Origin of the sequence: Cognatundibacterium aquatile (assembly GCF_014699135.1) — a bacterium.
Taxonomy (GTDB): Bacteria; Pseudomonadota; Gammaproteobacteria; order Burkholderiales; family Burkholderiaceae_D; genus Undibacterium; species Undibacterium aquatile.
The window spans coordinates 1-23,844 of sequence record NZ_JACOFT010000001.1 but is presented as its reverse complement, the minus strand read 5'-3'; the positions used below and the strand labels follow the sequence as shown (position 1 = coordinate 23,844).

Genomic DNA, 23,844 nt, shown 5'->3' with positions numbered 1-23,844 from the left:
ACTTACAGAAATTTCTCTTCAAATTCGCTGGCAGATATGGCTGGTGAAAACAGATAACCCTGAAATTCATCGCAGTACAGATTGAGCAGGAAATTTTTCTGTTCCTCGGTTTCTACGCCTTCGGCAATGACTTGCAGCTTCATCGCATGCGCCAGATGAATAATCGCCGTCACAATTGCGACATCACTTTCGTCCGTTGGTAATTCATCGATGAAAGAACGGTCAATTTTCAACTTATGAATCGGAAAACGCTTCAGATAACTAAGGCTGGAGTAGCCGGTTCCGAAATCATCGATCGATAATTTCACGCCTAGTTTTGCCAGCGATTCCAGTTTCTTTAAATTCTCTTCGACGTCGCGAATCAACACCGATTCCGTCAGTTCTAATTCAATTTTATCCGGACTGAGCTGATGTTCTTCCAGCGTCGCTGCTATCGATTCAACAAAATTCGCTTGTTGGAATTGCAGCGCGGAGACATTGAAACCCATCCGCAGCGAATAGCCAGCGCGATTCCATTGTGCGGCCTGGCTGATCGCCGTTTGCATGACCCAGTTACCGATAGGAACAATGACGCCGGTTTCTTCGGCAATCGGAATAAACTGCGCCGGGCCAATTTCGCCGAGATCTTTGTCATTCCAGCGCAATAAGGCTTCAACACCGAAAATCTCACCGGTACTCAGATTAATCTGCGGCTGGTAATGCAAACGGAAGCGATGATGTTCCAGTGCCTGACGCATGGCGTGATCGAGCTTCATCCGCGACAACAAACCGATGTTCATCTGGCGCTGATAGAAGCGGAAATCCGAGCGTCCGCGCTCCTTGACGTGATACATCGCACTGTCGGCGTTTTTGATCAGATCATCCATGTTTGTGCCGTCATCAGGGAACAGCGCAATACCGATGCTGGAGGTCACGGTAAAGCTCATTCCCTCCAGATTGATTGGCACGGATAATTCTTCCAGCACGCGCTGCGCACAGACTTCAGCGCCGGCAGCATCGGCTTCATGAAGCAGCAAGACAAATTCATCGCCACCCAGACGTGCCGCGGTATCGACCTGACGGATACATTTTTTTAGACGTTCAGTCACTTCCAGCAACACCCGGTCACCGAATTGATGTCCGAGTGAGTCATTGATTTGTTTGAAGTGATCCAGATCCAGAAACAGTACGGCAAAACTGCTGTTGTCCCGCCCCGAAATCATAATCGATTGTTTAATCCGTTCTGATAACAGCAGACGATTCGGCAAGCCTGTCAGTGCATCGGAAAAAGCGAGTTCCTCGATTTTTTGTTTGGCGACGTGCGTTTCTGTTCTGTCTTTAAAAAAACCGATGTAGTGCAAAGTTTTGTTGTGATCGTCTTGCACTTTGACCAGCGTGATCATGCACAGATAGGCATGGCCGTTTTTGCGGCGATTCCAGAGTTCGCCTTCCCAGCAGCCGTCTTTTTCCAGCTTTGCCAGCAATTGATCAATCAGATCAACGTTACTTTCAGCGGCAAAAAAATCGCGCGGCGTCTTCCTCTGCATTTCGCTTTCGGTGTAGCCACTCAGACGTTCAAAACTGGGGTTGGTGGTGATGATGCGTTGATCTCTGTCGGTGATGAAAATCGCGTCGGTGCTGGATTCAAACACTTTTGCTGCCAGTTGCAAGCGCGCTTCATCGGCGAGTTTTTGCGTAATGTCCCGATACGAATATACCCTGCCGATAGGACGTCCGCGCGCATATTGCGGTAAGGTCACGCGCTCCAGAATTTTCCCGGAGCGCAGTACCAGCACATCACTGGCTTCCATCAAGGGTGAACGGCTGATCGTGCCGAGGCGCTCGGTATAACGATCCGCGTCTATCATGCATTTATCCATCCATGCATAGATGGCCGCATCGTCTCTCTGCGTCATCAGTTCATCAGGCAAGCCCCAGAGATCGGCGAACAAATGGTTATAACTGCGGATAGCACCGTCGAGATCAGTAACAAGGATGCCGTCGGCAGTGGATTCCAGTGTCGCCCGCAATTCTGCGATCAGTTTTTCCAGTTCATTTTCGGTTTGTTTCTGACTGGTACGGTCACGTACTGCAACCACAAAAATCGAGTTGTCCATACCAACTCTGACCAGACTGACCCGGCGTTCGACCTGCACCACCGTTTTATCGGAGCATTCGAGCAGGGTTTCAGAGTAAATGTTTTCTGACAAACCCGCCGCAACATCTTCCCAGAAAAATACATCTTCAGGCGCCGCAGCCAATTCCACAATACCTTTGCCACGCAGACTTTCTTCCGGCACTTTTAACAAGCCATGTACGGCGCGATTGGCTGCCAGTATGCGCAAGGTAATCGGATCGACCAGAATGACGGCTTCCAGCATGCCCTCAATCAGCGCCTGTAGCTGGTGCGCTTTCATACCAGACCTTCGTTTGACTTGCCTGTCCGGGCTTCCATTCCGCGTTCGAAGAAATAACATAAACGCTTGCGTGGCGACAGGTAGTCGTATGCAGCCTTAGGCAATTGCAATGGCTTCAGGCTGCGATGTATGCAAAGTTGCTGTTCGTGTTCGAGATTGATCACCAGTGCTTCATCGCGGTCTATCGTGGGATCATGAATAATGACTTTTGGTTTGATCGGCCGGGCAGAATTCACCGATACCACCAGCGCATATCGGTCATCGCTCAATTGCACCACTGAGCCTGGCGGATATATCCCCATCATGCGGATGAAAGTCGTCAGCGTCAGTTCGTGGAAGCGGGTTTTGTACTTGGTAAATATCTGCGACAAGGCTTCATGTGGCGTCAACGCCAGCGCCGGATTCGCCGGATTGCACAGATTGTCGTACTGATTCACCAGCGCTACGATGCGACTCAACGGCGACATTTTTTCACCCGGAATACGACTCGGGTAGCCGCTGCTGTCGTGATGCTCGTGATGCTGTGCCATCAGCAGCATGGCGTTGGGTGCCAGATCCATTTTGCGTGCCAGATTCACACTGTGCATCACATGTTCCTGATAGGCTAGTTTCTCGGACGCACTGAAATGCTCATCGATCCAGCGCACCCGATCCGGCAATTCGATTTTACCGATGTCGTGCATAAGTGCGCCGACACCCAGATTGAGCATCTCGGTCTTATTCAGATCCAGGGCTTTACCCAGCAACAGCGAAATGACAGTCACATTAATCGAATGTAGCGAAGTCTTTTCCCCTGCTTTTTCTGACAACAGGCGGATGGCAGCCTCATCTTCGCTGAGTATCTGCCCGAGGAAGCCCTGAATCAGTTGTTCGACCAGTTGTTTTGCCAGCCCCGGTTGTGCATGAACATGCTCGGAAACTTGTTTAAAAGTTTGTGCGGCGTGATTGAATTGCCGCTCACAAACCTGCAGGCTGGCCGCCTGACTGGCAAGCAAGGCCCGGCGTCGCCGTAAAGCGTGTTCGCTCGGCGTTTCTGTCACGGTGGAGACGATGGCATCGGCAGGCGGTGCGTTATCAGTGGCCGCATCGGCGGCAGAGCTTTTATCTGGGGCATAACGGATACGCTCTATTCCCAGCGAGCGTATGGTGTCGATCTGTTCCTGCGTACTGATTTTGAAGTTGCTGATCGGAAACGGATGATCCATCCAGCCCACGTCCAGATAGACGTACATTCCTATCCGCAGTTCGGATAGTTCGATAAATTGGGTATGAATGTCAGTCATCGCGTTTGCTGACAAAAGACCGGCAAGATGGAAGGGGATAGCCCCGTGGTATTTTCAATTTTAATCATTTAAAAAGCGAAATTTTTAACGGAAAACAGCTTTTTGTAAAAAATACCACGTTATTTTTTTCCAATACTAACTGAAATCTTCCCGAAAAATGACATGTGCGGGTTTAATTCTTTGTCGATGTTGTTATCGAATACACGACTCAACTGTTGCGTGTTCTATGGTAGCAGAAGAGCGTTGTTTTTTTAATCGCCGTCCCGTTTTCGGAACGCCAGCCAGCCGGCGATCACCGTAAATGTCAGCACTATCGCCACCACGATCCAGAAGCCGTATTCGTGTTGTGCGAGTGGAATACCACCGACATTCATGCCCAGCAAACCGGCGATCATATTGATAGGCAAGGCCAGCACCGTGACGACCGTCAGCACAAACAGCGAGCGGTTGTTTTGTTCATTTTCGCTGGCGGCGATTTCTTCCTGCAATAACTTGATGCGTTCCTGCAACGACGCCATGTCGCTCAGCACCACCGCGAATTCTTCAGTCGATTGGCGTAGTTCCTGCACGTCACTTTCTGCCAGCCATACCGGCGGTTTTTGCAGCAAGCGGAACAAGGCCGCAGGCTCGGGTGCCAGCAAGCGTTGCAGGCGCACCAGCACACGCCGGATTTCGCCCAGATTGGCGCGTTTTTTGTTGAGGCGATCTGCCAGCAAATGATCTTCGATGTCGTCAATTTTTTTGATCACATTGCGCACAATGCCGATCAGCACGTCGGCCTGATCGCGTAACAGGTGCGTCAGCAATTCGCTGGGAGAATGGAAAATTTCACCGTGATTGACGGCATTGCGTAAGCGATCAACCGATTGCAAAGGCTTGCGGCGCGCGCTGATCATGATGTTATTGGTGACACTCAGCCATAAGGTTGCAATATCGGACGCTTCAAATGCAAAGTCATGCAGCACATCGTTAATGACGGCAATCAGATTATGATCCGCATGTTCAATCCGGGTTGAACGCGAACCTTCGTGCAGGGTTTCGTAGAATTCTTCCGGCAGCGAAACATGTTCATGCAACCATTTTTCGGCCGCCACATTGGTCAGATTGAAATGCAGCCAGATAAAGCTGTTGTCATTCGCGGCGCGGTTCGTTTGCAGCCACGCCAGCGCTTCGTTGGTGTGTAGTGCTTTTCCTGCCTGACCATGGGCAAACAGGTAGCCGCAGATTAAACCAGACTGATCTGAGCCATACGATAAGTTATCCAGCACCATCTGATTTCCTGCACAACGATAGAGCCGCTATTGTAAGACAGCGCCTGTACCGATACCGACATTTTTACTTCGCAGCCGATCAGATTTCATGCAGGTGTCACAATCCTCAACGCCTCGCACTTATGTCGGTGAAACAGGAACAAGGCGCATGCAAAGGCCTCAGAGCGCTTCCCAGCGGCTAAATATACTGGGGGGAGTATGTTTACAAGGCCAGCAAATACGCTGAGAATTGATGCAAAACGCCATATACTCCCCCATTTTTATGCTGGTGAGGGATTACAGATTCGGTGCCAGCCAGCGTTCGACTTCTTCTTTTGCCACGCCACGTCGTGCCGCCATATCCGTGACCTGATCGTCGCCGATTTTGCCGACGCTGAAGTATTTGGATTCTGGATGCGCAAAGTAAAAACCGGAGACCGCGGCGCCCGGAATCATCGCCCATGATTCGGTGATGTGCATATCGATTTCTTCGCATTGCATTTGTTTGAACATCGCGGTTTTAACCGTGTGTTCCGGACAGGCCGGGTAGCCGGGTGCCGGGCGTATGCCCTGGTAGGATTCTTTGATCAACTCTTGATTGCTGAGTTTTTCATCGGCGGCATACCCCCACAGATCGGTGCGTATGCGTTCATGCAGATATTCGGCGAAGGCTTCGGCCAGACGATCTGCCAGCGATTTCAGCATGATGCTGCTGTAATCGTCATGCGCGTCTTCAAACCGTTTTTCGTATTTTTCGATTCCCAGACCGGCAGTGACAGCGAACATGCCGATATAGTCAGCGACGCCGCTGTCTTTCGGCGCGATGAAATCGGCGAGGCATTGATTCGGACGCTGTATGCCATCAACCAGCGGTTTCTCGGTTTGCTGGCGCGTGCCGTAATAAGTGAACGCGACCTGGCTGCGGCTATCGTCGGTGTAGATTTCGATGTCGTCGTCATGCACGCTATTCGCAGGCAGCAAAGAGACGACGCCGTTCGCCGTCAGCCAGCGGCCATCGATGATTTTCTTCAGCATTGCCTGGCCTTCGGCAAAGACTTTGCTCGCCGCTTCACCGACCACGCTATCCGTCAGAATCGCAGGATAAGGGCCCGCCAGATCCCAGGTCTGAAAGAACGGACCCCAATCGATGTACTGCGCAATCGTTGCCAGATCGACGTTTTTGAACACGCGGCGACCGATGAATTTTGGCTTCACAGGTGCGTTCGCACCGTCAAAGCTGAGCTTCATTTTATTCGCACGCGCCTGCGCCAGCGTTAGCAGCGGCGTGGTTTTTTTGTTCGCATGCTGCACGCGGATACGTTCGTAATCCGTCGCCAGCTCACCAATGTACTGATCGCGGCTTTCCGGCGTCAGCAGCGATTGCGCAACCGATACTGAGCGCGACGCATCCGGCACATACACGACCGGGCCTTCGTAATTCGGTGCGATTTTCACCGCAGTATGCGCACGGCTGGTGGTAGCACCGCCGATCAGCAGCGGGATCTTCATCATGCGGAAATGCGGATCGCGCTGCATCTCTTTGGCGACATACGCCATCTCTTCGAGTGACGGCGTGATCAGGCCGGAGAGGCCGATGATGTCGGCGTTTTCGGCTTTGGCTTTCGCCAGAATTTCCGAACATGGCACCATCACACCCATGTTGACGACTTCAAAGTTATTACACTGCAACACCACGGTGACGATGTTTTTACCGATGTCATGCACGTCGCCTTTGACGGTGGCAATGACGATTTTGCCTTTCGGTTTATTGTCGCCGCTGCGCTTTTTTTCTTCTTCAATGTAGGGCACCAGATGGGCGACGGCCTGCTTCATCACACGTGCGGATTTCACCACTTGCGGCAGGAACATTTTGCCCTGACCGAATAAATCACCGACGATATTCATGCCGTCCATCAGCGGGCCCTCGATCACCTGTATCGGGCGGCCACCGTTGTCCATAATGGCGGCGCGCGCTTCTTCGGTATCTTCAACGATCCATTGCGTAATGCCATGCACCATCGCATGTGCGAGTCGCTTGGCGACCGGCTCACTGCGCCATTCCAGCGTGGCTTCTTCTTTTTTGCCGCCGGCTTTCAGCGTGGCAGCAAATTCAATCATGCGTTCGGTCGCATCTTCCCTGCGGTTCAGCACCACGTCTTCCACGCGTTCACGCAATTCGGGATCAAGCTCGCTATACACGCCGACCATACCGGCATTTACGATACCCATCGTCATACCGGCCTGAATCGCGTGATACAGGAAAACGGTGTGGATCGCCTCGCGTGCCGGGTCATTGCCACGGAAAGAGAAACTCACATTCGAGACGCCGCCGCTGATTTTTGCGCCGGGCAAATTTTGATGGATCCAGCGCGTGGCTTCGATGAAATCGACAGCGTAGTTATTGTGTTCTTCGATACCGGTAGCGACCGCGAAAATATTCGGATCGAAAATAATGTCTTGCGGATCAAAATCGAGTTGATCGACCAGCAGGCGATAAGCGCGTTCGCAGATTTCTATCTTGCGTTGATACGTGTCTGCCTGGCCTTTTTCATCGAATGCCATGACGATGACCGCCGCGCCGTAACGCTTGCACAAGTTGGCCTGGCGCAGAAATTCTGCCTCCCCCTCTTTCATCGAAATCGAATTGACGATGGCTTTGCCCTGCACGCACTTCAAACCGGCTTCGATCACACTCCATTTGGAAGAATCGATCATCAGCGGCACGCGGGCGATGTCTGGTTCCGATGCGATCAGATTCAGGAAGCGCGTCATGGCCGCCAAAGAATCGAGCATCGCTTCATCCATATTGATGTCGATGACTTGCGCGCCGTTTTCGACTTGCTGACGGGCGACCGCTAAGGCTTCATCGTATTGCTCGTTCAAAATTAAGCGTGCAAAGGCTTTGGAGCCCGTAACGTTGGTGCGTTCACCGACATTCACAAACAGGGAATTTTCATCGATGGTGAATGGCTCTAAGCCCGACAAACGACAGGCCGGCGCAATGCTGGGAACCGCGCGTGGTGTCTGCGTTTGCAGGATATCGGCAATCGCCTTGATGTGTGGTGGCGTAGTGCCGCAGCAGCCACCGGCGATATTGATGAACCCGGCTTCAGCAAATTCTTTCAACAAGGCAGAGGTATCCGCTGGCAGCTCATCAAAACCGGTATCGCTCATAGGATTTGGCAAACCGGCGTTCGGATAAATACAAACAAAAGTATCGGCGATTTTAGACAATTCTTCTGCATACGGACGCATCAGCGCCGCACCGAGTGCGCAGTTCAGGCCGATGGTCAACGGTTTGGCGTGGCGCACGGAATTCCAGAATGCTGGTACGGTCTGACCAGACAGTATGCGACCAGAGGCATCGGTGACGGTGCCGGAAATCATGATAGGCAAGGTCTTGCCGGTTTCTTCAAAATACTGATCAATCGCGAACAGGGCTGCTTTACAGTTCAGCGTATCGAAAATGGTTTCGACCAGCAGCACATCGGCGCCGCCTTCGACCAGACCACGGGTTTGCTCATGGTAGGCAGCAACCAGCTGATCGAAAGTGACATTGCGCGCTGCTGGGTCATTCACATCCGGTGAAATCGAGGCGGTTTTTGGTGTCGGCCCCAGCGCGCCAGCGACGAAGCGCGGTTTGTCGGCACTGCTGTATTTGTCACAGGCGGCGCGGGCAATCTTTGCCGCCTGCACGTTCATCTCATAGGCCAGATGCGCCATGTGGTAATCGTCCTGCGCGACGGTCGTCGCACCGAAGGTATTGGTTTCGATCAGATCGGCACCTGCGGCCAGATATTGTTCGTGAATTTCCTGAATGATGTGAGGCTGCGTCAGCGTCAGTAATTCATTGTTGCCTTTGACGAATAATTCTTTGCCGGGCACTGCAAAATCTTTGAAACGGTCGCCGCGATAATCTTCTTCCGTCAGCTTGTAACGCTGGATCATGGTACCCATCGCGCCATCCAGGATCAGGATGCGTTGTTGCAGTAATTCGCGCAAACGGGTTTCGGTGGCGGAGACAGGCAGGGTTCTGGTCATGATCTTTACTCGCAAAAAACAAAACCCGATCGGCTCATGCATGCAGGCGGATCGGGCGACGTCCTTTTAGCAGCACTTATTATGCGCCCGCAATCTGAATCTCAAATCGGCGCTGGGAAGCATAAATTATACGTCAAATCAAGGGCTTGACGCCGAAGTTGCGGGAGTTTGCCGGTTTTTGCTTATACATTGTGGTTAGATCGATATATGTTGATCGCATCAATGGTGCACTTTTTTGCGTAAGTGTTAACAAAAAAGGGCATATCCTCAAACGAGAGATATGCCCAAAGGGAATACTTATGACGATTAAATCTGCAGCGTCGGAAAGCGTGTGATTAATGCTTTTTATGTCGGGTGGCGATCAGGCTGGCAATAATAGAACCGCCAAGAATCAGGCCAATCACCATCAGCGAAACATCGGTCGGCACATGCATCCATTTCACGATCAGCATCTTGATACCGACAAACATCAGCACAAACGCAAGACCGAATTTCAGTAAATGGAAACGGTCAGCCATATCTGCCAGCAGGAAATACAATGCCCGCAAACCCATAATCGCGAAAATATTTGATGTAAACACGATGAACGGATCAGTCGTCACGGCAAAAATCGCCGGAATCGAATCGACTGCAAAGATGACATCGGATACTTCAATCAGGATCAAGACCAGCAGCAACGGCGTGAAGACGCGCTTGCCATCAATTTTGATACTGAATTTTTCTTTGTGAAACTCTTTGGTAAATGGCAGTAATTTTTTTGCCAGTTTCAATACCGGATTGGCGTCGAGATCAGGCTCTTCTTCCGTCGATACCAGCATACGGAAACCGGTGATCAGCAGGAACACACCAAACAGATACAACACCCACGCAAACTGGGTGACAACCCAGCTACCGGCGAGAATCATGATGACGCGCATGACGATCGCGCCTAATACACCGTACAGCAGCACTTTGCGCTGATATTGCGGCGGCACTGCGAAATGGCCGAAAATCAGCAAGAAGATAAAGATGTTATCGACCGACAGTGATTTCTCAATGACATATCCAGTCAGGAATTCCATGGCTTTGGCGGTGGCGATCTCGCGCCCGACGGTTTCTGTCAGGTATATCCACAGACCAAAATCAAATGCCAAAGCCAGGCTGACCCAGACAATCGACCAGGCCGCCGCTTCCCTGACGCTGACTTTGTGGGCGCGTGAACCACCCAGCGCCACAACGTCTATGGCTAACATCGCTAAAACAAATGCGATAAATGCGACCCACATCCAGGGTTGAGCGACGGTATGCAACATGATTTACTCTTTTTCGATAAAGCCCAGCAATTGCAGCAGGCTGGTGAACAGATTGAAGATTGTGACGTACAGGTTGACTGTCGCCATGATGTAATTGGTTTCGCCACCGTGGATGATATTGCTGGTTTCAAACAAAATCATGCCGGACATCAGCAATACCATGACCGCAGAAATCGTCAGCGACAAAGCTGGAATCTGGAAGAAAATCGCGCCCAGACTCGCCACCAATGCGACGATCATACCGACCATCAGGAAGCCACTCATGAAGCTGAAATCACGTTTGCTGATCAGTACGTAGGCAGACAAGCCCATGAAAATCAGACCGGTCATGCCCATTGCCGTCATCACGATGGAAGTGCCGCCTGGCATTTTCAGATAATGAGAGAGAATAGGACCGAGGGTGTAGCCCATGAAACCGGTCAAGGCAAATACACTGGCAATACCCCATGCGCTGTTACGCAGTTTGTTCGTGGCAAACAGCAGGCCAAAATAGCCGATCAGTGTCAGAAAGATGCCGGGACCTGGAATCGCGAAAGCGATAGTCGCACCTGCGGTCAATGCAGAAAACAATAAAGTCATCGACAACAACATATACGTGTTGCGTAAGACTTTCTGACTGTCACTGGCTGTGGTGTCGATATAGTCAACGGTTTGCACATCATGTGCAGTAGAGCGACTCAAGATTTTCATGCTTTTCTCCTGAAATGTTGAAGTCTGACGAAAAGACACAGGACTTCCCCTTCTCAACAGAAGGTGGAAACAGTCTAGTTGCAAGAGAATTGAAAGAAAAGTCGAATATAATTGATAAATACTTCGTAAAAATCGATGATTTGTCGATGATCTCTCTTTATGCCAGCACTGAACTACAAACACCTGCACTATTTCTGGATGGTTGCCAAGTCAGGCAGCATTGCGCGTGCCAGTGAACAATTGCATCTGACGCCGCAAACCATCAGCGGACAACTCACTTTGTTTGAAGAAATGCAGGGCGAGACTTTGTTCCGTAAGCAGGGGCGTAATCTGGAACTGACTGAGGCGGGTCGTTTGGTGCTGAGTTATGCAGAAGATATTTTTGCGCTCGGGCGTGAGTTGGAAGAAGTGCTGCATCACCGGCCGACCGCGCGCACTGTGCAGCTACGTGTCGGAGTGTCAGATGCGGTACCGAAAACGGTGGCGTATCAATTGCTGGAGCCCGCGATGACTCTGCCGCAGACCTTACGGATTAACTGTCGCGAAGGCAAACTCGAATTACTGTTAGCAGAGTTGGCGATGCATAAGTTAGATGTCGTGTTATCCGACAGCCCTATGCCGGTGACAGCGAATGTTCGTGGTTATAGTCATTTGCTGGCCGAATCCGGCATCAGTTTTTTTGCCACCCGTGATTTGCGTGCCAGCTTGTCCAGTACTTTCCCCGCACTGCTGGATGGCGCACCATTCTTATTACCTGGTGAAGACGCTGCGCTGCGCGGACGTTTGTTGCAATGGCTGGATCAGCAACAATTGCATCCAAAAATTACCGGCGAGTTTGACGATAGTGCGCTGATGAGTGCATTCGGTCAGGCTGGCGCTGGTGTGTTTGCTGCACCCACGGTCATCGTTGATCGTGTGATACGTCAGTATGATGTCGAGCTGATTGGCCAGACACAGGCGATTCAGGAACAGTTTTACGCCATATCGGTTCAGCGAAAATTGACTCATCCCGCGGTGTTAGCGATTAGTCAGGCTGCGCAGCAGAACTGGGTGCAACCATTCTCGCCAGAAAAATAATCCTGAAGCGAACCGTGTGTTGAACTCATATGGAGTTCGCTGCCGCAAAGAGGCTAAAAAAAAGCACCTGAAAAATCAGGTGCTTTTATCCAGTGCTTTTTTAAGGCTGTGTTGCCAATACTTTATATTGATGCGATCAGCGACGACCCAGCAGAGATTTGACAGTACGATCCATAGGGACAGCGTAGTCATACGTACTGAGGACGATATTGTCGACCGGACGTATCAGTTTCAGGTTAACGAAAACCAGCTTTTCACTTTCCGCATACGTACCAACGATGACGGCCTGTGCCTGATGATTTTGTGCAACTTCCTTAATTTCGCGCGTCAGCAGCAGTTCACCGACATTTTGCTTGATCAGTACTTTGTCGCGGAATTTCATTTCCAGCATTTGATATCCAGCGCGGGAAAACTGACCGGAAACTTGTTCAGCGACAATACGTCCGAATGGAGAGGACTCTTCCAGCACATTGATATTCGCCAGCGTGGCAACGATCAGTGGGCGCGATTTATCCAGAGAATTACCGGCAGCAGCGATCAGGGCTGTTGCTGCTTTCTGATTGGTTGGGATAAATTCGTTCGTTTCAGCTTCTTTCCAGGACAAGGCGGCTGTCGATGTCGATGTGCTGGCCCCGGTGAGGTTCATATTTGAGCAAGCGCTGAGCAACAGACCACAACTTACTGCAAGTGCAATTTTCTTTACCATGATTAGCCCCCGATCACTTTAAAATTAAATTCAGTTTCTTTATTGTATAAAGACGCGTCATATTCATTGACGGGATACGCATCAGTCCTGCGTGCTACGTATTGTGCGTTTTTTATCAGTGACGTCGTCACAATTACTTCATAGACGGATGTCGTGCTAGTCGTTGACGGGCCGCCGAAAACAAAACGGCGGTTGACTTGCCGATCAGTGGAGAAACGCACTAATTGAGTATCGATATCGACGATTTGCGCTGTACCATCATTGACTTTTCTGACGGTCACACCTTGATTGACCAGGGACGTTACTACCTGAGTGTAAAACGCCTGACTGAATTTACTCGGGTTTTGCGGCGGAGTGACAAATACTGGAGCACCAATTTTGTCGGTGCCTGATTTGATCTGGTCAGCAACGTCCTTCGCGATCAATAACCAATTTGAGACGACTTGAAGTTCAGGAGCCGCAGTCTTAGTGTTGTTATTATAAGACGCGTTAGTGTTATTCAATGGAGTTGAGCAACCGGCCATCAGCATGACGGTAACAACAACGGGAACGATTTGTTTCATGCACTTCCTTTTCTAGCGTTCGGGTCAGGGATTTGGGCGGCAAAATCCAGCGCACACCATTAGTTAGCGTAAGAGAATACAACAAGTCTCGCAGAGCAACAAAGAATTTACTTGTAACCAACAGTGAATCGGCCTAATTCCTGCTTAATGTGGGAATTGTGTATAAAAGTGTCCCGATTTGTCGTTTTTTTGCTTCACACTCAGCCGGTTCAGGTTCGATTGAATTGCATATCAGGAATCAGGGGAAAGCCTTGCAGGAACTCTGCAGCAGGTAAACGTTTTCCTCCTGGCTTTTGTAGTTCGGTCAGTTTCAGAACGCCTTCCCCGCAGGCAACCAGAATGCCTTCTTGTGCGGATGCCGTCAGAATTTGCCCCGGAGTTGCGCCAGTTTTATTCGCAGTGACCATTTGCGCAGCCCAGATTTTGATCGTGTTGGTGCCGTACTGAGCATGTGTGCCGGGAAACGGATTGAAGGCGCGGATTTTTCTTGCCAGTACATCTGCAGGCAGGTGAAAGTCGAGCGCAGCTTCTTCTTTACTGATTTTGGCGGCGTAAGTCACACCCTGTTCCGGTTGCACTGTCGCAGCCAGGGTGCCTTGTTCTAACTGGTGTAAAGCTTGCACTATCATTTCGCCGCCCATCGCTGCCAATTTGCCGTGAAGGCTGCCTGTGGTCTCAGTGTTGTTAATGCTGATGCTCTGTTTTAACAGCATGGGGCCGGTATCCAGACCTTCCTCCATTTGCATGATCGTGATACCTGTTTCGGCGTCGCCAGCCTCAATCGCTCTGTGTATAGGCGCCGCACCGCGCCAGCGTGGCAAGAGCGAGCCGTGAATATTCAGGCAGCCTAAACGGGGGATTGTTAGTACAGAGAGAGGCAATATCAAGCCGTAAGCCGCCACCACCATGACATCATGTTCTGTGTTGCGCAATATGTCGTGCGCCTCTGCCGCAACATCAGGATATTTGCCGTTTAATCTCAATGAAATGGGTTGTGCAACTGGAATGTTGTGTTCCAGTGCGTATTGCTTCACCGCGGATGCATGCAAATGCATGCCTCTGCCGGCCGGCCGGTCTGGTTGCGTGAGCACCAGAGGAATGTCAAAGCCCGCCTCATGTATGGCTGCTAAGGCGGAGGCGGCGAATTCCGGCGTTCCGGCAAAAATGACTTTCATTTGCGATTTCCGGGATGGCGTTGCATCTCACGTTCTTCCTTGACCAGCTTGGTCTTGATACGGTTTCGTTTCAGCGGCGACAGATATTCAACGAAGACTTTACCCTTCAGATGATCAAGCTCGTGTTGTATGCAAACAGCGAGTAAATCTTTGGCATGAATTTCGAATTCTTTGCCATCGGCATCCAGTGCTTTGACTTTGACTTCGGCAGGTCGTTCAACGCCGTCATAAATGCCGGGTACAGACAGGCAACCTTCGTCGTAGACTTTTCTTTCTTCACTGGCCCAGATAATTTCGGGATTAATGAATACTTGTAACTGATCGTTGGCTTCAGAGATATCGATGACAACCAGTTGTTCATGCACATCAACCTGTGATGCCGCCAGACCGACGCCAGGCGCGTCGTACATTGTTTCAGCCATGTCCGCAATCAGTTGCTTGAGGCGTGCATCAAAGGAAGTTACCGGTTTTGCCACTTTGTGGAGGCGCGGATCGGGATACCGCAGTATATTTAGTATGGGCATATTACATTTCGCAACAAGCTGGTTTAGCTTTTGCGCTGTTTTTCTTGCTAGTTCAAGGATTTATGGGCAGAATTTGATCCAATTTGGCAATTATTATAAGCAGATTGCATGCTTGCTTGCCTGTTTGCTGTATGACAGCATCTCGTATCGGATATGTTTATGAAAAAGTTTAGCACAATCGCTGCCATCCTCGTTGGCAGTCTGCCATTCGCTTCCAGCTCCGCGTTTGCGGCACCGGGAGAAGCGACGATTGCGCAAGCTCAGGTTGTGGCTCGCAGCAGCAAATGTGCTTTTCTGCCGGATGCTCCGGATAAACATGTTGTTGTCAGTGGTGATACCTTGTGGGGAATTTCTTCTAAGTTTTTGCAAAACCCCTGGTGCTGGCCACAAGTGTGGGGCATGAACAAAGAAGAAATTCGTAATCCGCACTGGATTTATCCGGGGCAGATTGTTTATTTTGACCGTGCTAATCAGCGTCTGCGTCTGGGGAATGTTTCAGGTAATGGCGTTGTCGGTGGTGTTCCTACTGTCAAATTGTCACCCAGATCCCGTGTTGAAGGATTGGGGGCGAATGCAATTCCGGCTATTCCTGCGTCAGCGATTGAGCCGTTTTTGGTACATCCGATGATCGTCGAGGTCAATACACTGGAACGTACACCGCGCATCGTCGCGGCACCGGAAAGTAAAGTGAATATGGGACAGGGCGAAAAAACCTATGTTCGTGGTGATCTTGATGGCGGCACCTCATTTCAGGTATTCCGTCCTGGCGTACCGTTGAAAGACCCTGATAATGGGAACATCATTGGCTACGAGGCTGCTTTTGTCGGCACGGTAAAGCTGGCGCGCGAGCCAGATGATAACAACGACGTCTATACTTTCAACGTCGTTAATTCAAAACTAGAAATGTCTGTCGGTGACAGGTTGTTACCTGTAACACCGACTCCAATTCTCAGCTACGTACCTCATCCGCCGGAAGATGAGATCCGTGCGCGTGTCGTCAGTGTTTATGGTGGTGTGTCGGTTGCCGGACAAAATCAGATTATTACGATTAATCGCGGCAAAGAGCATGGCCTTGATCTTGGTACTGTGTTGTCCTTGCAACGCTACGGGGAAGTAATCACGGATCGCACTGATGGTAACCGCAAGGTAAAATTACCGGATGAGCAATATGGCCATGTGTTTATTTTCCGCTTGTTTGACAATATCTCTTACGGCTTGGTGATGCAGGTCACTGATTTTGTCAAAGTTGGCGACGTCGCCAGATCGCCTCAATAATCAAATGGAGGTCTGGAATTGTTGCCGGACTTCTTTTCCTGGTTAAGGCTGGAACAAACGCCGGGCGTTGGCTCTGGCACTGCCTGTAAGTTGCTTGCTGGCTTTGGCTTGCCAGAACATATCTTTACAGCAAGCTTCGAGGCTTTGTGTTCTGTCGTCACGCCAAAAATCGCCCGCGCCTTATTACTCCCGCCGCAAGAAGATTTTCTCAGGTTATCTGAGATTACTCAGTCCTGGGCTATGCAGCCGGGCAATTATGTTGTCACGCTTGCCGATACGCTGTATCCTCCGGCATTGCTGGAAATTCCCGACCCACCGCTGATGTTGTATGTGAAAGGAAGGCCGGAAATACTCCGGCATCCAGGGATAGGTGTGGTGGGTAGTCGGAATGCGACGGCGCAGGGGATACGGAATGCGGAACAATTTTCTGAAGTTTTAAGTCATGCCGGATTGACGATCAGCTCCGGTCTGGCCGCAGGTATTGATGCCGCAGCACATCAAGGAGCGCTTCGCGGTATCGGTTCGACAATCGCTGTGATCGGCACAGGTGCGGATATTGTTTATCCCGCCAGAAATCGGCTGCTGGCACATCAGATAGCAGCAGAGGGCTGCATCGTCAGTGAATACTCACTTGGCACGCCCGCGATTGCCTCTAACTTCCCTCGCCGTAATCGGATTATTTCTGGGTTGACGAAAGGAGTGTTGGTGGTGGAAGCCGCTGCGCAGTCGGGTTCTTTAATTACGGCAAGGATGGCGGCGGATCAGGGGCGGGAAGTGTTTGCGATTCCCGGCTCCATCCACTCGCCGTTAGCAAAAGGCTGCCATCAATTGATCAGACAAGGTGCGAAACTGGTGGAGTCTGCGCAGGATATATTAGAAGAGTTGCAACTCAGCCTACCACAAGCAACTGTTGTAGCGGGTTCGCTTCCAATAGCAGCGACGGCTGACGCATCGGCTGGTTTGCTGACGCTGATGGGCTATGATCCGGTTCCGCTAGATGTGCTGGCATTACGTGCTGATCTGGATGTTGCAAGTTTAACCGGGCAATTACTGGAACTTGAGTTGTGCGGGCAGATTGAGTCATTACCGGGTGGAATGTTTCGCCGTCTTCATTAGGTTATGTACAAATCATGCGCTAAACCCGGTGTTGGCCTTTAAATATACTCCGGGGGAGTATATTTAAAGGCCCAGTATTGACAGAGACTTTCTGGCAAAAAATGCAGATACTGCCCCGAAATAGTTAAAAATCTCAAAAAACCGAGGGGATATCTCAGGACGGGACTTGTTTGAAACTGTTTCAGCAGATAGAGTACCGACATGTTTGATATTCTTGTTTACCTCTACGAAACTTATTATCGTCCTGACGCCTGTCCGGATACCGCCGCTCTGGTCAAAAAACTTTCCGCTGTTGGTTTCCCTGAAGATGAAATTTCTGAGGCACTGGATTGGCTGACTGGTCTGGCAAATACAACGGATCAGTCGTTGCCATCACCATTAAGTTCAAACGGTTTCCGGGTCTATGCTGGAGTTGAGCTTGCTGCTCTCGGTACGGAAGCGATTGGTTTTATTCAGTTTCTTGAATCGGCAGGATTGTTATCCTCCTTGCAACGTGAAATCGTTGTCGAGCGTGCGCTGGCTGTGAACGAGTCACCGCTGCCGCTCAATAAACTGCGCATCATTGTCCTGATGATGTTGTGGAGCCAGGGCGCCGAACCAGATATGTTGATGTTTGACGAACTGTTGTTGTCAGATGACGACAATACGCCTCGTCTTTTGCATTAATCGTTTCATAAACAGAAGATTTCTGGCAAAAATCGCAGCTTGGTTGCGGGTTTTGCGTTTGCACGTTTATCATTCCGCACTAACTTAGGTTAGTCTTACGCTTATTTAGCAAAAAATGTTGTTTGTTAATCATTTTTTGTGCAAAAAACATTCGAGAATTCCGAAATGACAAAAACGCTCATCATTGCCGAAAAACCTTCTGTCGCCGCTGACATTGCGAAAGCACTTGGAGGTTTCACTAAGCATGATGACTATTTCGAATCGGATGAGTATGTATTATCTTCCGCAGTAGGTCATTTGCTGGAAATTACCGTTCCTGAGGAATATGACGTCAAACGCGGCAAATGGAGTTTTGCGCATTTGCCGATGATCCCGCCACATTTCGCGCTGAACCCTATCGCCAAAACCGAAACACGCCTGAAAGTGCTGAATAAGCTGATCAAGCGTAAAGATGTTTCGGCACTGATTAATGCATGTGACGCGGGCCGTGAAGGTGAGCTGATTTTTCGTCTGATTGCGCAGCACGCAAAAGCAAAGCAACCGGTACAACGCTTGTGGCTGCAATCAATGACGCCGGCAGCGATCCGGGACGGCTTTCAAAAGTTGCGCAGTGATGCAGAAATGATGCCTTTGGCCGACGCTGCACGTTGCCGCTCGGAATCAGATTGGCTGATCGGTATCAACGGTACCCGCGCCATGACTGCATTCAATTCCAAAGAAGGCGGATTTTATCTGACGACAGTCGGGCGGGTGCAGACGCCAACCTTATCGATCGTGGTTGAGCGTGAAGAAAAAATAAAGAAATTCGTTTCCCGCGATTTTTGGGAAGTTCGCGCCGAATTCGTTTGTGCCGCAGGCATTTACGAAGGACGCTGGATGGATCAGCAGTTCAAAAAAGACGAGCATGATCCGGAGAAGAAAGCGGAACGACTGTGGAGTAAGCTTGCCGCCGAGTCCATCGTCGCGGCATGCCGTGGACGTCAGGGCAATGTTACAGAAGAGTCTAAGCCTGCGACGCAGATGGCGCCGGCACTGTTTGACCTGACCAGCCTGCAGCGTGAGGCGAATGCCAAATTCGGCTTCTCTGCCAAAAATACCTTAGGCCTTGCCCAGGCTTTGTACGAAAAACACAAAGTGCTGACTTATCCGCGTACGGATTCCCGCCATTTGCCGGAAGATTATCTGGATACCGTCAAACAGACGCTGGAAACGGTTTCGGAAAGTAATAATTATCATCAGTTTGCGAGCCAGATTCTGAAAAATAACTGGGTCAAGCCGAACAAGCGTATTTTTGATAACACGAAAATCAGTGATCACTTTGCGATCATTCCTACTGGTCAGGCACCAAAAAATTTGTCTGAACCCGAGCAAAAACTCTACGACCTGGTGACGCGTCGTTTTATGGCGGTATTTTTCCCGGCGGCAGAATTTCAGGTGACAACGCGCATCACAGAAGTGACGGGGCACCACTTCAAAACCGAAGGTAAAGTCATGACCAACGCTGGTTGGTTGGCGATCTACGGAAAAGAAGCACTGGAAGAAAAAGATACGGAAGGCAAAGGCACGCTGGTTCCGGTTGCCAAAGGTGAAAAAGTTCTTGCCGATAAAATTGAAGCGCATGGCCTGGTGACAAAACCACCGGCTCGCTACAGCGAGGCGACCTTATTGTCGGCAATGGAAGGTGCCGGCAAACTGGTGGATGACGGAGAGTTGCGCGAAGCCATGGCGGGCAAGGGGCTTGGCACTCCGGCAACAAGGGCGGCGATTATTGAGGGCTTACTGACCGAGAAATACTTGCTGCGCGAAGGTCGGGAGCTGATGCCGACGGCCAAAGCATTCCAATTGATGACCTTGTTGCGTGGTTTAGGTGTGGATGAATTGACTTCGCCGGAGTTGACCGGTGAATGGGAATACAAGTTATCGCAAATGGAGAAGGGCAAAATCAGCCGTGAAGAATTCATGCGCGAAATTGCCCAGATGACACAAATCATCGTCAAACGCGCTAAAGAGTATGACAACGACACGATTCCTGGCGATTATGCGACGCTACACACACCTTGCCCACATTGCGGCGGTGTAGTCAAAGAAAACTACCGTCGTTTTGCCTGCACTAAGTGTGAATTTTCTATGAGTAAAACGCCCGGTAGCCGTCAGTTTGAGGTAGCCGAAGTCGAAGAATTATTAAGCAAGCGCGAAATTGGCCCTCTGCAAGGTTTCCGCTCGAAAATGGGCAGACCGTTTGCGGCTATTTTGAAGATTGTTCCGGATACAGAACACAATAATTTAAAGCTTGAATTTGATTTTGGCCAGAATCAGGATGACGGCGAGGATGGTGAGGGCATTGATTTCACTGGTCAGACTGCATTAGGCCCTTGCCCGAAATGTGGCAGCGGCGTTTTTGAAATGGGCCTCGCTTATGTTTGTGAAAAGACCGTTGCCAAGCCTAAAGCATGTGATTTCCGTAGCGGCCGCATCATCTTGCAGCAAGAGATTTTGCCCGAGCAGATGACTAAACTATTGGTTGACGGCAAAACTGATTTATTGCCAGGCTTTATTTCTCAGCGTACACGTCGCCCGTTTAAAGCATTCCTGGTCAAGGCGAAAGACGGCAAAGTGAGTTTCGAATTTGAGGAACGCAAAGCTAAGGTACCTGCCGCTAGCAAAGCAAAAGCGGCGGCACCTGCTGATGAGGCTGCAAAACCCGTTAAAAAAGCAGCGGTCAGAAAGAAAAAAACCGCCTGATATTGCGTGAAGTCAGCTTTGACTGTGCTTATCCGCTCCGCTTTAAGTTGCAGCAGATGCCATTCCTTCGGTATATTGTATGAAATGATTTTCTTGCAATAAGGTATATATGGCATTGGTTGAAATACTGTCGAGCGCACGCAGAGAATTTTTTAATGCCTTTCAAAATGCCGCTGCAACTCTGGTTCCACGTACAGTGGAGGCTTTGTTTTCTAAGGTAAATTCAGAAAATAGCCCGATAGAACAGGCTGACATTGTTCGTGCTCAACTTTTGTTGCAGGAGCATCGTCACGAAATTGAGCTGCAACTGACAAAAAATATGCAACAGTTGCTTGATAGGAGTATGGAAACGACCTATCAGAACTTTCGCCCCAATTTATCTGCCCTTTCCATCTCTGCCGATAATCTGAGTCTGCTTGATTCATCGGCATTTGAGAGTTCGCTGCGCTTTAATGAAGTCACACAGCTGTTCCGGAATGTCGCAGAGCAAGAATTGATTGATCTGAATATCCGTATCGCTGTTTTGTTCGGTCAGGACGATATACGCGAGCGGGAAAATCCTTTCCGGCCTTATCTGATAACCCGTTGTATTTTTCTTACAATAGAAAGTTTGCGCCTCACTCAGGAAATGTTTTCGCTACTGGCGATGCAGTTGGGCGAAACTCTGACGGTGGATATTCCGGGTATTTATCAGCAAACCAACGCCGAATTAGAAAAACATGGTGTGCACGCACACCTTTCCTTAAAAATAAATAAATCAGCAGAGACGTTGCATCCCAGAGGCAGCAGCAGCGTTGGGACGCAGCAGAATGTTATTGGTAGTCAACAGATCAATAACGCTTTTCCGGCATTTAATCAGTTGGATTTTCCCGCAGCGGAAGATGTCAGATCGGCGCCGTCGTCTCCGTCCGGTAATCCGTCAATTAACATAGACCAGCTGTTTCAGGTTTTGCGCGGTAGAGAAAAAACGGTATTTTCAGCATATAGCCCAACGGTTGCTGCGCAAGACAATTCTTCGTCACCTGCATGGCTTGCCAATACATCCGATTTGCCTGAGCTTTTGCGAAAAACCTTTGGACAATCACGTCCTTTCCAACGCGGAAGGGATTTTGATCTTGCAAGCCAGCAAGCGCAACAGGAGACTCCTTTACCAAGCGCAGAGATGGCGCAATCTGCGATTCGCGGTTTAGTCGAGCGCTTTAGTCATTTACCTGTTCCCGAAAAAATTAACGCTGCTCCTCCAGAATTAGAGGAGTTGTTGATTGAAAAGGATTTGATTCGTACGCTCGGTTATTTGCACCTGTCAATGAAGCCGGATCTGAGTATTCTGAATGAACGCGGCGACGTCCGTAATCTGATTCGTGAACAACGTGAGGCATTTTCAGCATTAGTTCGCTCGACCGAGGAGCTCATGATCATTGATGTGCTGGCGATGTTGTTTGAGTCGATATTATTCGATGATTTGCTTTCGAAAGAATTACGAGAGCAGTTGGGACGCCTTCAGTTTCTATTGTTGCAGTTGGCTTTGAGTGACAGTACGTTTTTGAGTAACCAACATCAAGCTGCCCGGTTGCTGCTGAACCGGATCGCATCCGTATTGCTTGGAACGCAGCATTTACCTGTGACTCAGCGCAAAATTAAAGAAGAAATTTCCAGGGTATTTAAAACCTTATCCCGGCATGATTGTCGTGTACCAGAACTGTTTGAGCGAATATATAACCGATTCGATACGTTTATTTCTACTGAATTAAGAACTCAGGATAAGTTCATCAGGCGTACGGTGAAGTCGATAGAAGAAGCTCAAATCCGTTATCTGTGCTCGGAACAAACTTCTTCGCTGCTGATGGACGGCTTGGCGAAGCTGGATGTTCCCCAGCATTTCGCTAATTTTTTAGCGACGGAATGGGTGCGGGCAATTAATATCGCCGAGCGAACCGACGCGTCACTGGCCTCCCATTTGCGAGCACTGGTGCCGGATCTGATATGGAGCATCCGGCCTAAAAATTCTCAGGAAGAACAAAGTCAGCTTTCCGCGCTGCTGCCTGGAATGTTGACTGATCTCAGGCGCGGTATTGCGATGTTGGATTGGACTCAGTTTAAACAGAATGCCTTATTGAACTGGCTGCATGAAAGGCATCGTGGGGTATTGCTTCCCACGCAGGAATTTTCAACATCTAAGACTTTAGTGCAGGCTCGGGAGATATTTTTAAATTTTTTGGAGCAGCCAGCAGTAGTTTTATCTGATTCCATCGAAAAAAATAAGTATCACGAAGTTGAAAAGTATCTGCATGAGGTACTCGCGGAATTGCAGTTGAACGTTGTTTTCATCGAGGCCAGCAACACACAAGTTCCCCTGAAAAATGAAGATGTTTTATCCGTAGTAACGACGCAGGGCGAAAGTAAATCTTCGGAAATCCTGCAGCGCTTATATAGTGGAGCACCGATAGAACTTGCAATTGATAATCTCATTAAGCGAGGCTGTATTGCCTGGGTTAACCCTAATATGAGCAACCTCCTATTGAGTCTGAATCAACAAGCTGAACCCGTCATTATCAGCTACGAAAGTTTCTCCCATTATTCTGGCAATGGAGCACTGGCATTTGTTGAAAACGCTCCTCTGATAGACAGAGCCGTTCAGGCCGTACTTAAATCTGCAGAGATAATCGAGAAGCAAGCTAGCTGATTACCCTTTGGCTTCTGTGCCTGAAACATTAAATCCTTATCCATTAAAATAATTTACCTGTTAGATTGCGAATTGGGGATGGTTTTGCTATAGTTCGGCTCCCGCTGAAAGGCGGGGGAAGAAAGTGAAGTGAAGCAAGAAGTCACTGGCAGTCAACAAGCCAAGGCCAAGCGATCCGATTGGCGCCCGCACAACAAAATGCGGACGCTGAGAAGAAAAAGCGAAGCGAAAGGGCGAAGGGAGTTGACAGTGAGTGAGAAGTACTTCATAATCTCGTTTCTCTGCTGCTGACGCACACAACGATGCGAAGCAAAACTCGGAAGAGTGAGGTGGAAAAGAATTTTAGGATTCGCGGTTCTTTAACA

At 49.7% G+C, this 23,844-nt stretch carries 16 protein-coding genes; 6 read left to right on the top strand and 10 right to left on the bottom strand.

Translation table 11 applies throughout. The features are described from left to right. Positions 1-2: 2 nt before the first annotated feature. The 6 genes from H8K26_RS00080 to H8K26_RS00055 all read right to left on the bottom strand — a co-directional run bounded on the left by H8K26_RS00080 (position 3) and on the right by H8K26_RS00055 (position 10,952). Entirely contained in the window at positions 3-2,396 is a 2,394-nt protein-coding gene (locus H8K26_RS00080; protein WP_190476429.1) for a sensor domain-containing protein, read from the bottom strand. After that, on the bottom strand, positions 2,393-3,679 hold the full coding sequence (locus H8K26_RS00075) for an HD-GYP domain-containing protein (RefSeq protein WP_190476427.1): 1,287 nt from the start codon (positions 3,677-3,679) through the stop codon (positions 2,393-2,395). The genes H8K26_RS00080 and H8K26_RS00075 overlap by 4 nt, the downstream gene beginning before the upstream one ends. A gap of 251 nt (positions 3,680-3,930) precedes the next feature. Next, positions 3,931-4,950 (bottom strand): transporter, encoded by a 1,020-nt coding sequence (locus H8K26_RS00070; RefSeq protein ID WP_186895902.1) that lies wholly within the window; start codon positions 4,948-4,950, stop codon positions 3,931-3,933. A gap of 276 nt (positions 4,951-5,226) precedes the next feature. Next, positions 5,227-8,970: a methionine synthase gene (gene metH, locus H8K26_RS00065; protein WP_190476426.1), complete on the bottom strand. Its 3,744-nt coding sequence runs from the start codon at positions 8,968-8,970 to the stop codon at positions 5,227-5,229. A gap of 335 nt (positions 8,971-9,305) precedes the next feature. After that, positions 9,306-10,262 (bottom strand): TerC family protein, encoded by a 957-nt coding sequence (locus tag H8K26_RS00060; RefSeq protein WP_190476424.1) that lies wholly within the window; start codon positions 10,260-10,262, stop codon positions 9,306-9,308. A 3-nt stretch (positions 10,263-10,265) separates the two neighbouring features. Next, positions 10,266-10,952: a Bax inhibitor-1/YccA family protein gene (locus H8K26_RS00055; RefSeq protein ID WP_190476422.1), complete on the bottom strand. Its 687-nt coding sequence runs from the start codon at positions 10,950-10,952 to the stop codon at positions 10,266-10,268. A 159-nt stretch (positions 10,953-11,111) separates the two neighbouring features. On the opposite strand from H8K26_RS00055, the gene nhaR reads away from it, so the two are divergent. Then, positions 11,112-12,029, top strand: coding sequence for a transcriptional activator NhaR (gene nhaR / locus H8K26_RS00050; RefSeq protein ID WP_190476420.1), 918 nt, complete (start codon positions 11,112-11,114; stop codon positions 12,027-12,029). Between the two features lie 136 nt (positions 12,030-12,165). On the opposite strand, the gene H8K26_RS00045 is transcribed toward nhaR, so the two are convergent. The 4 genes from H8K26_RS00045 to def all read right to left on the bottom strand — a co-directional run bounded on the left by H8K26_RS00045 (position 12,166) and on the right by def (position 14,997). Beyond that, positions 12,166-12,675: a FlgO family outer membrane protein gene (locus H8K26_RS00045; RefSeq protein WP_212677222.1), complete on the bottom strand. Its 510-nt coding sequence runs from the start codon at positions 12,673-12,675 to the stop codon at positions 12,166-12,168. A 62-nt stretch (positions 12,676-12,737) separates the two neighbouring features. After that, a complete protein-coding gene (locus H8K26_RS00040; RefSeq protein ID WP_186884172.1) occupies positions 12,738-13,298 on the bottom strand; it encodes a hypothetical protein in 561 nt (186 codons plus the stop codon). Between the two features lie 209 nt (positions 13,299-13,507). Further along, positions 13,508-14,473 carry a methionyl-tRNA formyltransferase gene (fmt, locus tag H8K26_RS00035; protein WP_190476418.1) on the bottom strand — a complete coding sequence of 322 codons (966 nt, stop codon included), beginning with the start codon at positions 14,471-14,473 and terminating at the stop codon, positions 13,508-13,510. Further along, a complete protein-coding gene (gene def, locus H8K26_RS00030) occupies positions 14,470-14,997 on the bottom strand; it encodes a peptide deformylase (protein ID WP_190476416.1) in 528 nt (175 codons plus the stop codon). The genes fmt and def overlap by 4 nt, the downstream gene beginning before the upstream one ends. A gap of 159 nt (positions 14,998-15,156) precedes the next feature. Between def and H8K26_RS00025 the strand changes: the two genes are divergently transcribed. The 5 genes from H8K26_RS00025 to H8K26_RS00005 all read left to right on the top strand — a co-directional run bounded on the left by H8K26_RS00025 (position 15,157) and on the right by H8K26_RS00005 (position 23,479). Further along, positions 15,157-16,272 (top strand): LysM peptidoglycan-binding domain-containing protein, encoded by a 1,116-nt coding sequence (locus H8K26_RS00025; RefSeq protein WP_190476414.1) that lies wholly within the window; start codon positions 15,157-15,159, stop codon positions 16,270-16,272. A gap of 12 nt (positions 16,273-16,284) precedes the next feature. Beyond that, positions 16,285-17,388 carry a DNA-processing protein DprA gene (gene dprA, locus H8K26_RS00020; RefSeq protein WP_190477560.1) on the top strand — a complete coding sequence of 368 codons (1,104 nt, stop codon included), beginning with the start codon at positions 16,285-16,287 and terminating at the stop codon, positions 17,386-17,388. Positions 17,389-17,589: 201 nt separating this feature from the next. Continuing rightward, on the top strand, positions 17,590-18,054 hold the full coding sequence (locus H8K26_RS00015; RefSeq protein ID WP_186884176.1) for a Smg family protein: 465 nt from the start codon (positions 17,590-17,592) through the stop codon (positions 18,052-18,054). A gap of 165 nt (positions 18,055-18,219) precedes the next feature. After that, positions 18,220-20,796 (top strand): DNA topoisomerase III, encoded by a 2,577-nt coding sequence (locus tag H8K26_RS00010; protein WP_190476412.1) that lies wholly within the window; start codon positions 18,220-18,222, stop codon positions 20,794-20,796. Positions 20,797-20,905: 109 nt separating this feature from the next. Then, positions 20,906-23,479, top strand: coding sequence for a DUF1631 family protein (locus H8K26_RS00005; RefSeq protein WP_190476410.1), 2,574 nt, complete (start codon positions 20,906-20,908; stop codon positions 23,477-23,479). The last annotated feature ends 365 nt before the right edge of the window (positions 23,480-23,844 follow it).

Coding starts and splice junctions, on each gene's coding strand:
- metH (WP_190476426.1), bottom strand. CDS start 8,970: ATGACCAGAACCCTGCCTGTCTCCGCCACCGAAACCCGTTTGCGCGAA.
- def (WP_190476416.1), bottom strand. CDS start 14,997: ATGCCCATACTAAATATACTGCGGTATCCCGATCCGCGCCTCCACAAA.
- H8K26_RS00040 (WP_186884172.1), bottom strand. CDS start 13,298: ATGAAACAAATCGTTCCCGTTGTTGTTACCGTCATGCTGATGGCCGGT.
- H8K26_RS00075 (WP_190476427.1), bottom strand. CDS start 3,679: ATGACTGACATTCATACCCAATTTATCGAACTATCCGAACTGCGGATA.
- H8K26_RS00070 (WP_186895902.1), bottom strand. CDS start 4,950: ATGGTGCTGGATAACTTATCGTATGGCTCAGATCAGTCTGGTTTAATC.
- H8K26_RS00055 (WP_190476422.1), bottom strand. CDS start 10,952: ATGAAAATCTTGAGTCGCTCTACTGCACATGATGTGCAAACCGTTGAC.
- H8K26_RS00005 (WP_190476410.1), top strand. CDS start 20,906: ATGGCATTGGTTGAAATACTGTCGAGCGCACGCAGAGAATTTTTTAAT.
- nhaR (WP_190476420.1), top strand. CDS start 11,112: ATGCCAGCACTGAACTACAAACACCTGCACTATTTCTGGATGGTTGCC.
- fmt (WP_190476418.1), bottom strand. CDS start 14,473: ATGAAAGTCATTTTTGCCGGAACGCCGGAATTCGCCGCCTCCGCCTTA.
- H8K26_RS00080 (WP_190476429.1), bottom strand. CDS start 2,396: ATGAAAGCGCACCAGCTACAGGCGCTGATTGAGGGCATGCTGGAAGCC.
- H8K26_RS00015 (WP_186884176.1), top strand. CDS start 17,590: ATGTTTGATATTCTTGTTTACCTCTACGAAACTTATTATCGTCCTGAC.
- H8K26_RS00045 (WP_212677222.1), bottom strand. CDS start 12,675: ATGAACCTCACCGGGGCCAGCACATCGACATCGACAGCCGCCTTGTCC.
- H8K26_RS00060 (WP_190476424.1), bottom strand. CDS start 10,262: ATGTTGCATACCGTCGCTCAACCCTGGATGTGGGTCGCATTTATCGCA.
- H8K26_RS00010 (WP_190476412.1), top strand. CDS start 18,220: ATGACAAAAACGCTCATCATTGCCGAAAAACCTTCTGTCGCCGCTGAC.
- H8K26_RS00025 (WP_190476414.1), top strand. CDS start 15,157: ATGAAAAAGTTTAGCACAATCGCTGCCATCCTCGTTGGCAGTCTGCCA.